The following is a 13,103-nucleotide window of genomic DNA, read 5'->3' on the forward strand; positions in this document are numbered from 1 at the left end:
TCATGCGTCCTCGTCGTCCAGATGCAAGCGCAGGAACGGCAAGGCATCGCAGTATTTCAGATCGTCGCGCCGGTACGCGACGTTGGCCGCGTAGCCGGCCACATATTCGTCAGCCAGCGATTCGATTGCCACGCGCCAGCGCTGGCGGATCTCGGGCCATGACAGGCCGTCGAAGAATTTGCTTTCGCTGGCCAGCGTGACGCCCGGCATGCCCAGGTCTTCGTCAGCCAAGCCTTGCGCGGCGACCTGCCTCGCGTGGATCTGCGCCAGCACCAGACCCGCGGCTTCGCCGCCGGCTGCGTCGGCCAGCACGGACGCGTAAAACGGCAATTGCACGTTCACGGGACGGCTGCGCGACCAGTCCGGCTCGGGCTTGGCCGCGGCCACGCCGGTCTTGTAGTCGACGATGACGTTGCGGCCATCAGGCAGGCTGTCGATGCGGTCCAGCCGCAGCTTCAGGCTGAGCGCGCCACGCTGCCATTGGTGGTTCTTTTCGACTTGCGCGACCGCGAACGGCATGCGCTGCGCTTCGAGGTCGAGCCATGACGTCAGCACGGCCTGGGCGCGCTGGCATTCCAGCGCCCGCAAGGCCGGCGCGTAGTCCTTGAGTTCTTCGTCTGCGGCCTGCTCCACGGCCTGCTCGAGCAGCGCCGGCAGGCGGCCCGCCGCAAGCTGCTCGTGCAGCGCATCCTGGTCGGGCATCATGCCCCACACCACTTCGAGCGCCTTGTGCAAGAACTGGCCACGCACGTTCACGGTGGCGGCGTCGGCATAAGGGGCGAGCTCGCGCCCGCCGAGGCGATGGCGCACGAAAGCCCACAGCGGATTGCGCGCCTGCGTGTCCAGCACATCCAGCCCGCCCCCGCCGCGGTTGCCGGCCGCCAGCGGCGGCCCTTGCGAATCGTCGAGCGACTCCTGCGGCAAAGCGGCCTGCGCGTCGATCAAGGCCGGCGTCCAATCGGTGAGGGCCAGCGCGGCAATCAGCGGTGACGGGCGCAATTCGCGCTCGCCGTCCATGTGCGCGTGGCTGACGATGATGCCCGGCGCGCAGCGACAGAGTGCGGCGTACATGCCTTCGGCCCATTCGCGCTCGCGCTCGGGCGTGGCGCGTGGCGCGCTTGCCTGGCGCAGGACTGCGAGCGGCAGCAGCGGGTTCGGCTTGGGCGAAGCCGGCAACACGTCGTCCGTCAGACCCAGCAGCCAGACACCATCCCAAGAGCCGCCTTCGGCTTCCAGCAATCCCAGCACGTCCAATCGCGCGAGCGGATCGCGCTGCGGCTGGAACGAGGATGAACGCGCCACGCTTTCCAGCAGGTTTACCGCCGCCAAGCCGCCCAGACGGCCGGCCGCCGGCGCCAGCGCCGAAAAGCTGCCGAGCGCATCGCCCAGCGCCCCCATCACCTGATAACCCACGCTATCGAGCGGCGCTTCGCCCGGAAAACCCAGGGCCGTCAATGCGGCCTTCATGCGCAGCATCCAGACATCGCACATGGCCTTGTTGCCGCCCTGCGTCCAGATCTCTGTGGCGTGGTTCCACGCCTGCGCCAACGCCGGCATGTCGGCGAGCAGCTTGCGCCACTCTTGCGGTTCAACGTGCAGCTTGCCCTGGCGCCGCCAGCGCGCGTCGATGGCAGCAAAACGAGCGCGGTCACGCACGTCGCCGGCGCAATGCCCCGCGAGCAGCGCGGCGCCCAGCACGTCGACGCCACATCCCTTGCCGGACGCGCATTCGGCCAAGGCCCTCAGCCACGCCAGCGCCGCGCGCGCCATGGGCCATTCGTCGAGCGGACGGCCCACGGCAACGTTGAACGCAAACGCCGGCGCGCCGTCGCGCCCGGCCAGCGCCTGGCTCAGCACGCGACGTGCAAAGGGAGATTCGGCCTCGAGTTGCGGCGAGACGATGGCGTAGCGGCCGGCGGGATTGGCCTTCAATTGGCTGGCTGCCCAATCTGCAGCGGCGCGCCATTCGGCGCCTTGGTCCGCGGCCTCGAAGCGATGCGCCACTGCTTGCACGCGCTGGGTGTCGCGCCATTGCGCAACGTCGGTGCCCTGCGCCTCGAACGCGAGCAACAGGCGCTGGAAGCGCGGAGAGATATCCGTGAATCCGGCAAGCACCAGTTGCCGCGGCGTGGCAAGGCGGCCGGCTTCAAGTGCGCGCAGCACACGCGCATAGCCTTGGTTGGCGTCTTCGGCATCGATGCCGGCAAGCGTCTGGCGATAGCGCTCGCGCCATCGCGCGAACCCCCGGTATTCGTCGGTGTCCGCGCCGGATGGCACCTGCAGCGCCCATTCGTCCATGAGCAGGTCGGCATCCATCGACAGCCGCGCAGCCTGGCTGGCGTCCAGCAGGACGCGTTCGGCTTCTTCGAGGCGGATCGCTTCGGTCCAGACAAGCTGCGTGGCGAAACTGTCGAGCCGATAGGCAGGCACGTCTTCGTCGGATTCGAACGCGAGTTCGTTGGCGGATTCAGCAAGCCAGGCGGACAACGGCAGGATGCGGGGCAGTTCGCTGACCTGGCGCTCTTGGCGCAGCAATCCGGCGAGCTCGAGCGTGAGGCGTCGCGACAAGCGGTTGTTCACCGTCAGGACAAGCGTATCCGCCGCAGGCAGACTGGCGATGTCCGGCAACGAGAGTTCGGAGTAGGTGGGCGCTGCGTCCTGCATGGTCATCCAAGGCCGCGCGGCAAGGCGCCACGCGAAAGAAAAAAAGATGAAAAAGGCGGAGAGAAATCTCCGCCGTAGGATACCGCGAGCCGGCCGGCGAAATACGCCGATTGCGGTAAGCCGAGCCCTGTCAGAACCCGCAGAGCGCGGCCAGGTTTTCCCAATGGATCTGCATCTCGGGCGTGGTGTATCCCCAGAACGCCAGCCCCAGCACGGCGGCCAGCGCCAGCACGCCAACAGCGCGCCAGCCTTTGCGGCGCGGGGCTTCGGGATGCGGGCTGGGGTTCATGGCGCGATTCCGGTGTGCCGTGATCAGGCCGTCGCGGGCTGAGCCGGCGTCACCGGCTGTTCGCGCACGGGCAGGCACAGCAGCGCGGCGATGACGGCCAGTGCAACGCCCAGCCACCAGACCAGGTCATAGCTGCCGGTCTTGGCATAGGCGTAGCCGCCGAGCCATACGCCGATGAAGCTGCCCAACTGATGGCCGAGGAACACGATGCCCGACAACGTGGCCGCATAGCGCAGGCCATAGATCTGTCCGATGAGCCCCTGCGTCAGCGGCACGGTGCCCAGCCAGAACAAGCCCATCCATGCGGCGAACGCGTACAACACCCACGGCGTGAGCGGCACCGACAGCAGCAACAGGATGCCGAACGCCCGCATGAAGTACACCACCGCCAGCAGGCGCTTCTTGCTGTACTTGCCGCCAAGCTTGCCGGCGTAGAACGACCCCAGAACGTTGAAGAGGCCGATGAGCGCGATCGCCGTGGCGCCCTGCCCGGCCGTCAGCCCGCCATCGGTCACATAAGCCGGCAAATGCAAGGTGATGAACGCGGTGTGAAAGCCGCAGACGAAGTAGCTCCAGAACAGGAAGTGGAACGACGGATGACGCACGGCCTGCTTGATGGCGGTGCCAAGGGATTGCTGCGGACCGACGTGCGCTTGCGGCCGGCCGCGCAGGAAGTACGCGAGCGGCGCGGCGCACGCCACAAAGAGCGACAGCACCCATAGCGCGCCCGTCCAGTCGAGGCCGGTGATGAGCAGCTGTCCGGTGGGCACCACGGCGAATTGCCCCAGCGAGCCGCCCGCGCTCGCAATGCCCATCGCCGTGCTGCGGTAGGCAGGCGGCACGGCGCGCGCCACCACGGGCAGGATGACAGGGAACGTCGTACCCGCCTGGCCCAGTCCGACCAGCACGCCAGCCGTCAGATAAAGCGTGGCTTCGTCGGTGGCAAAGCGCGTGCCGATGAGGCCCAGCATGTACAGCACCGCGCCCAGGGCAATGGTGCGGCCCGAACCGTAGCGGTCGGCCAGCATGCCCATGAAGATACAGGCCACGCCCCACACCAGGTTCTGCAGGGCAAAGGCCATGGAAAACACTTCGCGGCTCCAGCCGTGCGTCAGGCCCATGGGCTGCATGAAGAGGCCGAAGGTGGCGCGCACCCCCATGGCAAGCAGCACGACCAGGGTGCCCAAGGCAATGGTGCGTGCGGAAATCGTATCGGTTTGGCTAGACATGAAACCCGTGTCTGGTTGTTTTTGGGTTTGCGCCCCCTCCTCGGGGCGGCCCCGCGCGGCGGCGGGACGCAAACATCATATACAAGTCGGTAGGCGGGTCTGTGAATACCCGCGTTGGCGCAACAAGCTTCGCGTAGGCGGCGATTGCGGGCCGCCCGCGCGAAGGCCAATGATTTGGGGGTTGCCGCGCCTGCTGATAGACTTGCGTCCTGCTTCGAAGCCGGCGTCCGCAGTGCTAAACTTCGGCTCGCAAGTTCCGCAGCAATTTCAAGGCCTTAGTGCAAAGCGCGCCCACGCTGGCGCCCGCTTGCCGCCCTCAGTGGCGCAAGCGTCTTGCGCATCCCGCCCCGCTCGCCGTAGTTAAATGGATATAACCGGCCCCTCCTAAGGGTCAATTGGTGGTTCGATTCCACCCGGCGAGGCCACTCAGGCCTCGGCCATGCGCGCCGTCTCTCCTCAAAAAAGTCCACCCATTCAGCCAGATGAGGGTTAATCCGGGCTACGCTCTTGCGCGCCGCGCGGTTAGCTTTGCGACTTCTGACATGTGACTAATTGCTGCTGCGTCAATATGTCACCAATATTTTTTTCGGTAAACGTCGCAAATCGCCTTGCGTGACACTTGAAATTGCTGTTTAAATTCGACGCGTAAGCCCATAATTCATCTGGACTTTTCCTGATCCGACGAAACGCCGGCTTAAGAAATATTTGTTCACAGACCGACAAGCCTGCTCAACCATGGCCTTTTCCTGGATTCGTGCAATTGCGAAAGCCCTAGCGCCTGCCGCGCTGGCGGTGTGCGCGCTCCTGCCCCCTGCGGCACAAGCAGCCAAGAACTCCGATCCTTGCAAGACCAACGCCAAATCGGCAGCCTGCAAGGCGCAACAAGCAAAGAAAGCCCCCGCGCCCAAGGCGGGCTCGGGCAAGAGCGCCGCCGCCAAGCAGGCCGCGCCGTCGGCCAAGAAGGCGCCTCCCAAATCCTCTTCGGCCAAGAAGGCGCCGCCCAAGGGCGGCAAGCAGGTCGCCGCGAAAGGCACGCCGTCCAAGAAGGCGGGCGCGTCGGGTAAGAGCGGCAAGGGTGGCAAGGCGGACAAGGCCGCTCGCGGCCGGCGCGTTGCCGCAGCCGCCGCGGCCAGCGCCGCGATGCCGCCGCCCGCCGCCTCGGCACGCGCCGAAGCGGCCGCGCTGCGATCCAGCACTGCCTATGTGCAAGATCTGGAAACCTCCACGGTCATCTTCGCCAAGAACGAAAACGTCGTGCGCCCCATTGCTTCGATCTCGAAGCTGATGACCGCGGTCGTCGTCGTGGACGCCAACCTGCCGATGGACGAGATGCTTGAGATCACCGACGACGACGTCGACGAACTCAAACACACGACGTCGCGGCTGCGCGTGGGTACCAAGCTGTCGCGCGGCGACATGCTGCACCTGGCGCTGATGTCCTCCGAGAATCGCGCCGCCAACGCGCTGGGCCGCCACTATCCCGGCGGCCTGTCCGCCTTCGTGGCCGCCATGAATGCCAAGGCGCAGTCGCTGGGCATGACCAGCACGCGATTCATCGAGCCCACCGGCCTGTCCAGCAACAACGTGTCGTCGCCGCACGATCTGGCGCGCCTGTTGCGCGCGGCATCGCAGCGTCCGCTGATCCACCGTTACTCCACCGATACGGAGTACGAGGTCGAGATCAACAACCGCACGCAGACCTTCCGCAACACCAACCTGCTGGTGCGCAAGCCCGACTGGGACATCAAGGTGTCCAAGACCGGCTACATCAACGAAGCGGGCGAATGCCTGGTGATGCTGGCGCGCATCAACGGCCGCGATCTGGCGATCGTGCTGCTGGATTCGCAGGGCAAGCTCTCGCGTATCGGCGATGCCGTGCGCATCCGCCGCATCGTACAGAGCGAAGTGGCCATGGCGTCGATTGGCGCTGGCGGCTGATGACTGGCTGACCGTTGCGCGCGGTAAAGATGAAGGGCCCGATTGCATCGGGCCCTTTTTTCATGGCTTTGGCCAGCCGGCTTATGCCGCGCGGCGCTTTGCCGGGACCGGCTGGGCGTCGCACAGCGACGGCGGCAGCCCTTCCAGCACGGCTTTTGCATTGAGCGATTGAATAGGCACGCTGGCGTCGCGCGGGATCCGGCCGTCGGCCTGCAGCAACTGATACCGCAGGCAGCAGACCCGCAGGAACGACGTGAAGTTGGCGGCCTCGCCCCGGTACTCGACCAGTTCGTCGTACAGGCGTTCGATCAGTTGCGTGACCCGCATGCCGTCCCGCCCGGCGATCTCTTCGAGGACCTGCCAGAACAGGTGCTCGAGCCGCAGGCTGGTCGCCACGCCGTGCAGGCGCAGCGATCTTGTTTCGCAGGCATAGGAGTGCTCGGTGGCGCGGATGAAGATTTCACACATTGAAGACTCCTGGGCAACGGCGACACGCTGCTGGGACCGGCGCGCCTGCGAACGACTGTACGACGACTTCCTCGCCCGGGGCAATATGGCCCCGAACCGGTGACGAGTTGTACCTTCCCGCGCTAATTGATGTACATCATGGTATTGGCCGACCAAGCGGCCGAGCATAGTGAAACTGATCAGACTTCGGAGGTAGTGATGAACAAGACCATGAAGGCCGCAGTGGCACGCGCGTTTGGCCAACCGCTGGTAATCGAAGAAGTCGCCGTGCCGCGCCCGGGTCCGGGCGAACTCCTGGTAAAGATCGAAGCCTGCGGCGTCTGTCACACGGACCTGCACGCCGTCGAGGGCGACTGGCCCGTCAAACCCAATCCCCCTTTCATTCCCGGCCACGAGGGCGTCGGCTATGTCGTCGCCGCGGGCGCTGGCGTCACCCACGTCAAGGAAGGCGACCGCGTCGGGATCCCCTGGCTGTACTCCGCTTGCGGCCATTGCGAACACTGCCTGGGCGGCTGGGAAACCCTGTGCGAGCAGCAGCAGAACACGGGCTACTCCGTCAACGGCGGCTTCGCCGAGTACGCGCTGGCCGCCGCCGATTACGTGGGCCTGCTGCCCAAGAGCGTCGGCTTCATCGAGGTGGCCCCGGTCCTGTGCGCCGGCGTCACCGTGTACAAGGGCCTGAAGATGACGGACACCCGGCCTGGCAATTGGGTGGTCATCTCGGGGATCGGAGGCCTGGGCCACATGGCGGTGCAATACGCAAAGGCGATGGGTCTGAACGTCGCTGCGGTGGATATCGACGACGCCAAGCTGGATTTCGCGCGCCGCCTGGGCGCGGAAGTCACCGTCAATGCGCTGACCACGGATCCGGCCACGTACCTGAAACGGGAGATCGGCGGCGCGCATGGCGCGCTGATCACCGCGGTGTCGCCCAAGGCTTTCGAGCAGGCGCTGGGCATGGTGCGCCGGGGCGGCACGATCTCGCTGAATGGGCTGCCGCCGGGGGATTTCCCGCTGTCGATCTTCGACATGGTGCTTAACGGCGTGACTGTGCGCGGCTCCATCGTGGGTTCGCGGCTGGATCTGCAGGAATCGCTGCAATTTGCCGAAGAAGGCAAGGTCCACGCCACCGTCGCCACCGAAAGCCTGGACAACATCAATAGCGTGTTCGACCGCATGAAGCAGGGCCAGATCGAAGGCCGAATCGTGCTTGACTTCGCCTGATACCGGGGGGCGTTAGAAGGGCAGTTTGCTTGGGTCGGTGTCTGACACCCGGCGGAAATCGTCGTCAGCTTGCGGTGGCGTCTCAACGGGTGTCAGACACCTAGGCTCGGTACAATCCGGCCTACCCTGATCCCAGCGAGGCCGCATGCCCACCCTACCCTCTGAGCGTCGCAGCAAGCCTGCCACCAGCCGCGCGCCTCGGCGGGGGTCCGGCCGGGTGACCATTGCCGACGTCGCGCGCGTGGCGGGCATGTCGATGCACACGGTGTCGCGCGTCCTGAACGCCCCCGAAAACGTACCTGAACGCACGGTCAAACTGATCAACGACGCCATCGCCCAGACCGGGTATGTGCAGGACCTGGTGGCCGGAGGCCTGGCCAGCGGCCGCAGCCGACTGGTGGCGGTGACGGTGCCCACGCTGGGCAGCCCTGTGTTTCTGGAGGCGCTGCAGACGCTCAGCCTGCATCTGAGCCGGCATGGCTATCAGATGATGCTGACCGAAAGCGGCTACGACCCCGAGCTGGAAGTGTCCGCCCTGCAAGCGATCCTGGGCCGGCGGCCGGATGGCGTGGTCATGATGCGCACGGTGCTGACCCCGACGGGACGCACGCAGTTACGCGCGGCGCGCATTCCCGTCGTGGAAGCCTGGGATTGGAACGATGATCCGGTCGACATGCTGATCGGTTTTTCTCACGAGGCGGCGGGCGCGTGCGTGGCACAGTTTCTGTCCGAAACCGGAAGACGGCGGCCCGTGGCCGTCATCGGCAATGATCCACGGGCGGGTCGTCGGTTGCAGGGTTTCACTGCGGCGGCGCGCGAGTTGCGCTTGATCGACGCGGACGCTGATACGCCGCATGTGCTGATCCCCGCCCCCGCCACCATGGGCGCGGGCCGCAGCGGGCTGGCGGAACTGCTGGCGCGCGTGCCCGATGCCGATGCCGTGGTGTGCAGCACCGACATGATTGCCATGGGCGTGTTGCTGGAAGCCGCGGCGATGGGCAGGCAGGTACCGAGCGACCTGGCCGTCGTGGGATTCGGCGATCAGGCCTACGCGGCGGCCACCACCCCGCCTTTGACGACTGTGCGCATTGACGGCTCGCTGATTGGCGAGCAGGCGGCGCGCGCCATCATCGACCGCCTGGACGGACAGGCCAATGAGGGGCTGCGGGTCGATGTGGGATTCACGTTGATGCGGCGTCAAAGCGCCTGACGCTTCTCCAGGCCAGCCCGAACCGCCTGATCGCCGGCGTCAGCGGATCAAATCGCGTCTTCGGCCGTGATACCCAGCTCTGAGACATATCCCGCAAGTTGCTCACCAACGTGCAGTCTCAATGCGTCGATGAAGAGTTTGATCTTTGCGTCGACGAATTGCCGCGAGGGGTACAGCGCATACACATTGCGCTGGTTCGTGTGATACCCAGGCAATACCCGCACCAGGGTGCCTCGCCGCAAATCTTCAATGGCGGAAAATCCTGCGAGCAGACCGATTCCCGCCCCATCGCGCAGCGCCGTCGCCATCGCATCCATATCGTTCACACCAAGGTGTCCGCCCGAAGGCCGGTGGGTAAACGTACCGCCCTCGCCCTCCAGATGCCACTCGTCCGGGGCATAGTCCACCGTGCTCAGCAAAATGCAGGCGTGCTCGGCAAGGTCCTCTGGCGTGCGCACCGGGGAATGCTGTTCGAGATACGCGGGCGACGCCGCCAAGATGCAATGACTGACGCCAATCTTCTGGCTGACGTACGTGGAGTCGGGCAAGGCCCGCGCAATCACGATTCCGACATCAAGCTGCTCTTCAAGCAGATTCGGCATGCGCTGCGAGAGCAGGAGGTCGACAGAGACGTCGGGGTGGGCCTTTCTGTACGCCAGGGCTGCGCGAGCGACTAGCGTTCGTCCCAGACCGGGCACGGCGTGAACGCGCAACACGCCCCGTGGCGCCACCGTTGCATGACCCGCTTCGGCTTCTGCTTGCTCGACGTCGCTCAGGATCGCGAGGCAGCGATCGTAGAAACGATGCCCCACGTCGGTGACGACCAGGCGACGCGTGGAGCGTTGAATCAGCCGGGCATTCAGGCCTTCCTCGAGGACGGTGACGGCGCGCGAAATATTGCCGACCGTGGTGGAAAGATGGTTGGCCACGGCAGTGAAACTGCCCATCTCCACCACTTTCGCAAAAACCGACATGTTGTATAGCTTGTCCATCGTGAGTCCATCGAGTTCATGCGACTTTTCCTCTGGCAGGGAAAGTCATTCTTCCGTTCGGGGCTAAATCCGCGCGCCCCACATCCCTAGACTTCAAGCCATGGTCAGGCCCCTGATCCAGCGCTCGGAGAAAACAAGCGTCCCGCCCCCGACAGATACCGCCCCTTCCTAGCGGGTCGAGTCTGCCGGGTTGGAAATGGAGCCGGCTGGTAACGAACAATCTTATCGGAGTTTGCAACCATGAATGGCACCTATGACCCGCTTTACCTTTTCATCGATGGTGAATGGATAGGCGCGCGCGAACGCGAGACAGCCAGTGTTGTCAATCCCGCCACACGCAAAGAACTGGGCCGCGTGCCCCTTGCGACGACGGCGGATCTGGACCGCGCGCTTTCGGCAACGCAGCCGGCCTTCAACGCGTGGCGCACGACGTTTCCCAACGAGCGCGCCCGCATTCTCAAGCGTGGTGCGGACTTGATGCGCGACCGGGCCGAGCACATTGCAACGGTGATGACGCTCGAAGAGGGCAAGCCTCTGGCCGAAAGCCGCGACGAAGTGCTGCGCGCCGCCGATTACTTCGAATGGTTTGCCGAAGAAGCCAAACGGATCGATGGCCGTGTCGTACCTGCGAATCGGCCCGGCGTGCAGCAATTGGTCAAACGGCAGGCGATCGGTCCGGTGGCCGCGTTCACGCCCTGGAATTTTCCGGCGATCACGCCGGCACGAAAGCTGGCCGCCGCGCTTGCCGCAGGTTGCAGCGTCATCATCAAGCCCGGCGAGGAAAGCCCGGCAACCGCACTGGCGTTGGCACGCGCCCTGGATGATGCGGGGCTGCCGAAAGGGGTGCTGCAGGTGGTCTTTGGCGTCCCAGACGACGTTTCGCACCACCTGATTGCCTCACCGGTGGTCCGCAAGGTGACCTTCACGGGGTCAGTACCCATCGGCCGGCTGCTGTCGGCGCGAGCCGCCGAGGGAGTCAAGCCCATCACGCTGGAACTTGGCGGTCATGGACCCGTGCTTGTGTTCGACGATGCCGACGTTGAGCGCGCCGCAACCGAGGGCGCCGCCAACCGCTTCCGTGGCACCGGCCAAGTCTGCATTTCGTCCACACGGTTTCTGATTCAGCGCGGCGTCTATGACGAATTCCGCGAACACTTCGTGAAAGCCGCACGCGCATTGAAGGTCGGGAACGGGCTGGATCCGGAGACGCAGGTGGGACCGTTGGCGAACGCGCGCCAATTGGACAAGATGCAGTCGTTGATCGCCGACGCGGTGGCCTGCGGCGCTACGGTCCTGACCGGGGGACAGGCCGCTGAGGGCGAAGGCTACTTTTTCGAACCCACTGTGCTGGCCGATGTGCCCATGCACGCGAAGATCATGCACGAAGAACCGTTCGGTCCCATCGCCGTGCTGTTGCCCTTTGATGAACTGGCCGACGGCTTGCAAGAAGCCAACCGGCTGCCTTACGGCCTGTCGGCATACGCGTTCACCCGCAGCGCCCGCACCGCGATAGACGTGGCCGATGGTCTGGAAGCCGGAATGATCGGCATCAACCAATATCGAATCGTGGCAACCGAATTGCCCTTCGGCGGAATGAAGGAAAGCGGACACGGCTCGGAGGGCGGCGTGGAGGGAATTGAGTATTACCTCACGCACAAGTTCATCAGCCAGGCTTGAACCAGGTACACGCCATGACCAACATCGATTTCAGCCATCCGCGCGAGGCAGCGCGCGCGTTCACGCCGGCGCTGTCCGCCTTCGTCGACAACACGCTTTACCCCGACATCTGGGGCGACCCCGCGTTGGCGGCCCGGGACCGCAGCCTGGTCACCGTGGCCGCCTTGATTGCGGCAGGCCATACAGAGGAATTGCCCGCGCATCTGCGCCGCGCGCTCGCCAACGGACTGACGCGCAATGAATTGGCGGCTGCCATCACGCACCTGGCGTTCTACGTCGGGTTTCCCGCCGCGATTACCGCCTCGGCAATTGCACACGCCACATTGGCCGCGTCACCCGAAAACAACCTTGAGGACAAATAATGAAGGCGATCACTTTTGAACAATTTGGCGATGCGGATGTGCTCCAGATGGCTGACGTTCCCCCGCCTGAGATGCGAGACGATGACCTTATCGTTCGAGTCCATGCCTCAGGCGTGAACCGCGCCGACCTGACCCATCGCCGTGGCGGGTACGGCCGCCCGAATTTCGGCGACTCGACCATCATGGGCTTGGAAATTGCGGGAGAAGTGCTGCAGGCAGGCAGTGCGGTGCGCGGCTTCAAACAAGGCGATCGCGTGATGGGCGTGGTGGGTGGCGGCGCTTATGCGGAGATTGCCCGGTTGGACTGGCGCATGGCCTTGCCGATTCCGGACGCCTTGGACTACGTCCACGCCGCTGCGATTCCTGAAGTGTTCGTTACCGCGCACGAAGCGATGCTGCATCTGGGCGGCCTGCAGGCGGGTGATTCCGTGCTGATCCACGCAGCGGCGGGTGGCGTGGGCTCGGCGGCGGTCCAACTTGCAAGGGCAACGGGCGCCACCGTGTACGCCACTGCCGAAGCCAACAAGCTCGAGCAGGTTCAGCGGCTGGGCGCCGATTACGTGATCGACTACCGCACGCAGGACTTTGCGCAGGTGGTGGCCGAGCGGACGTCGGCGCGCGGCGTTGACGTGGTGATCGACTTTATCGGAGAGCCCAACTTTGCGCGCAACATCGCCTCGCTGGCAAACGGCGGACGGCTGGTTCAGGTTGGCATCCTGGGCGGCGGCGGACAAGTCAGCATAGCCCTGGAGGACATCCTGTATCGACATCTGCATATACACGGCACGGTGATGAAATCGCGCCCCCAGGCTGAAAAACACGCGATGGTTCAGCGTTTCCGTGAGCACTGGCTGGACCGCTTTTCCAGTGGCGCGGGCCTGGTGCCCGTGGTTGACAGCACCTACCCGCTTGAACGCGCATCCGATGCGCATCGCCGAATGGAATCGGCGCAGAACGTGGGCAAAATCATCCTGACGATGACGTCCTGAATCTGATCGAGTCGTAAAGCGGCATAGGCAGGAAGGCGCCTCCTGCCGTCGCCCACGCGCT

At 65.0% G+C, this 13,103-nt stretch carries 11 protein-coding genes and 1 tRNA gene; 7 read left to right on the plus strand and 5 right to left on the minus strand.

Annotated elements, in window-relative coordinates:
• From ASD71_RS24715 to ASD71_RS24720, 3 genes are all read right to left on the minus strand, one after another.
• Positions 1–2,670, minus strand: coding sequence for a PD-(D/E)XK nuclease family protein (locus ASD71_RS24715; RefSeq protein WP_369819003.1), 2,670 nt, complete (start codon positions 2,668–2,670; stop codon positions 1–3).
• A 124-nt stretch (positions 2,671–2,794) separates the two neighbouring features.
• Positions 2,795–2,953 (minus strand): hypothetical protein, encoded by a 159-nt coding sequence (locus ASD71_RS28290; protein ID WP_200949478.1) that lies wholly within the window; start codon positions 2,951–2,953, stop codon positions 2,795–2,797.
• A gap of 23 nt (positions 2,954–2,976) precedes the next feature.
• Positions 2,977–4,182 carry an MFS transporter gene (locus ASD71_RS24720; RefSeq protein WP_056570792.1) on the minus strand — a complete coding sequence of 402 codons (1,206 nt, stop codon included), beginning with the start codon at positions 4,180–4,182 and terminating at the stop codon, positions 2,977–2,979.
• A gap of 350 nt (positions 4,183–4,532) precedes the next feature.
• On the opposite strand from ASD71_RS24720, the gene ASD71_RS24725 reads away from it, so the two are divergent.
• Together ASD71_RS24725 and pbpG are read left to right on the plus strand one after the other, a co-directional pair.
• A tRNA-Arg gene (locus ASD71_RS24725) sits at positions 4,533–4,607 on the plus strand.
• A gap of 310 nt (positions 4,608–4,917) precedes the next feature.
• Positions 4,918–6,120, plus strand: coding sequence for a D-alanyl-D-alanine endopeptidase (gene pbpG, locus ASD71_RS24730; protein ID WP_056570794.1), 1,203 nt, complete (start codon positions 4,918–4,920; stop codon positions 6,118–6,120).
• Positions 6,121–6,201: 81 nt separating this feature from the next.
• Here the strand turns inward: pbpG and ASD71_RS24735 are convergent, their stop codons facing one another.
• The gene (locus ASD71_RS24735) at positions 6,202–6,588 is read right to left on the minus strand and encodes a ribbon-helix-helix domain-containing protein (RefSeq protein ID WP_056570831.1); all 387 of its coding nucleotides are present in this window, start codon (positions 6,586–6,588) and stop codon (positions 6,202–6,204) included.
• 198 nt (positions 6,589–6,786) lie between these two features.
• Here ASD71_RS24735 and adhP point away from each other — a divergent pair, with 198 nt between their 5' ends.
• Together adhP and ASD71_RS24745 are read left to right on the plus strand one after the other, a co-directional pair.
• A complete protein-coding gene (adhP, locus tag ASD71_RS24740) occupies positions 6,787–7,812 on the plus strand; it encodes an alcohol dehydrogenase AdhP (protein ID WP_056570833.1) in 1,026 nt (341 codons plus the stop codon).
• A gap of 145 nt (positions 7,813–7,957) precedes the next feature.
• Positions 7,958–9,022 carry a LacI family DNA-binding transcriptional regulator gene (locus ASD71_RS24745; protein WP_056570834.1) on the plus strand — a complete coding sequence of 355 codons (1,065 nt, stop codon included), beginning with the start codon at positions 7,958–7,960 and terminating at the stop codon, positions 9,020–9,022.
• A gap of 47 nt (positions 9,023–9,069) precedes the next feature.
• Here the strand turns inward: ASD71_RS24745 and ASD71_RS24750 are convergent, their stop codons facing one another.
• Positions 9,070–10,014 (minus strand): LysR family transcriptional regulator, encoded by a 945-nt coding sequence (locus tag ASD71_RS24750; RefSeq protein WP_056570836.1) that lies wholly within the window; start codon positions 10,012–10,014, stop codon positions 9,070–9,072.
• Between the two features lie 240 nt (positions 10,015–10,254).
• Between ASD71_RS24750 and ASD71_RS24755 the strand changes: the two genes are divergently transcribed.
• Genes ASD71_RS24755 through ASD71_RS24765 form a run of 3 tightly spaced genes read left to right on the plus strand, consistent with a single transcriptional unit; the run spans position 10,255 to position 13,042 of the window.
• Complete coding sequence (locus ASD71_RS24755) at positions 10,255–11,691, plus strand: NAD-dependent succinate-semialdehyde dehydrogenase (protein WP_056570838.1); 1,437 nt, start codon at positions 10,255–10,257, stop codon at positions 11,689–11,691.
• 14 nt (positions 11,692–11,705) lie between these two features.
• Complete coding sequence (locus tag ASD71_RS24760; protein WP_056570840.1) at positions 11,706–12,053, plus strand: carboxymuconolactone decarboxylase family protein; 348 nt, start codon at positions 11,706–11,708, stop codon at positions 12,051–12,053.
• On the plus strand, positions 12,053–13,042 hold the full coding sequence (locus tag ASD71_RS24765; protein ID WP_056570841.1) for an NAD(P)H-quinone oxidoreductase: 990 nt from the start codon (positions 12,053–12,055) through the stop codon (positions 13,040–13,042). Before ASD71_RS24760 ends, ASD71_RS24765 begins: the two co-directional genes overlap by 1 nt.
• Positions 13,043–13,103: the final 61 nt, after the last annotated feature.

The sequence above is a fragment of the Achromobacter sp. Root565 genome (genome assembly GCF_001427425.1).
Classification (GTDB): Bacteria; Pseudomonadota; Gammaproteobacteria; order Burkholderiales; family Burkholderiaceae_B; genus Achromobacter; species Achromobacter spanius_D.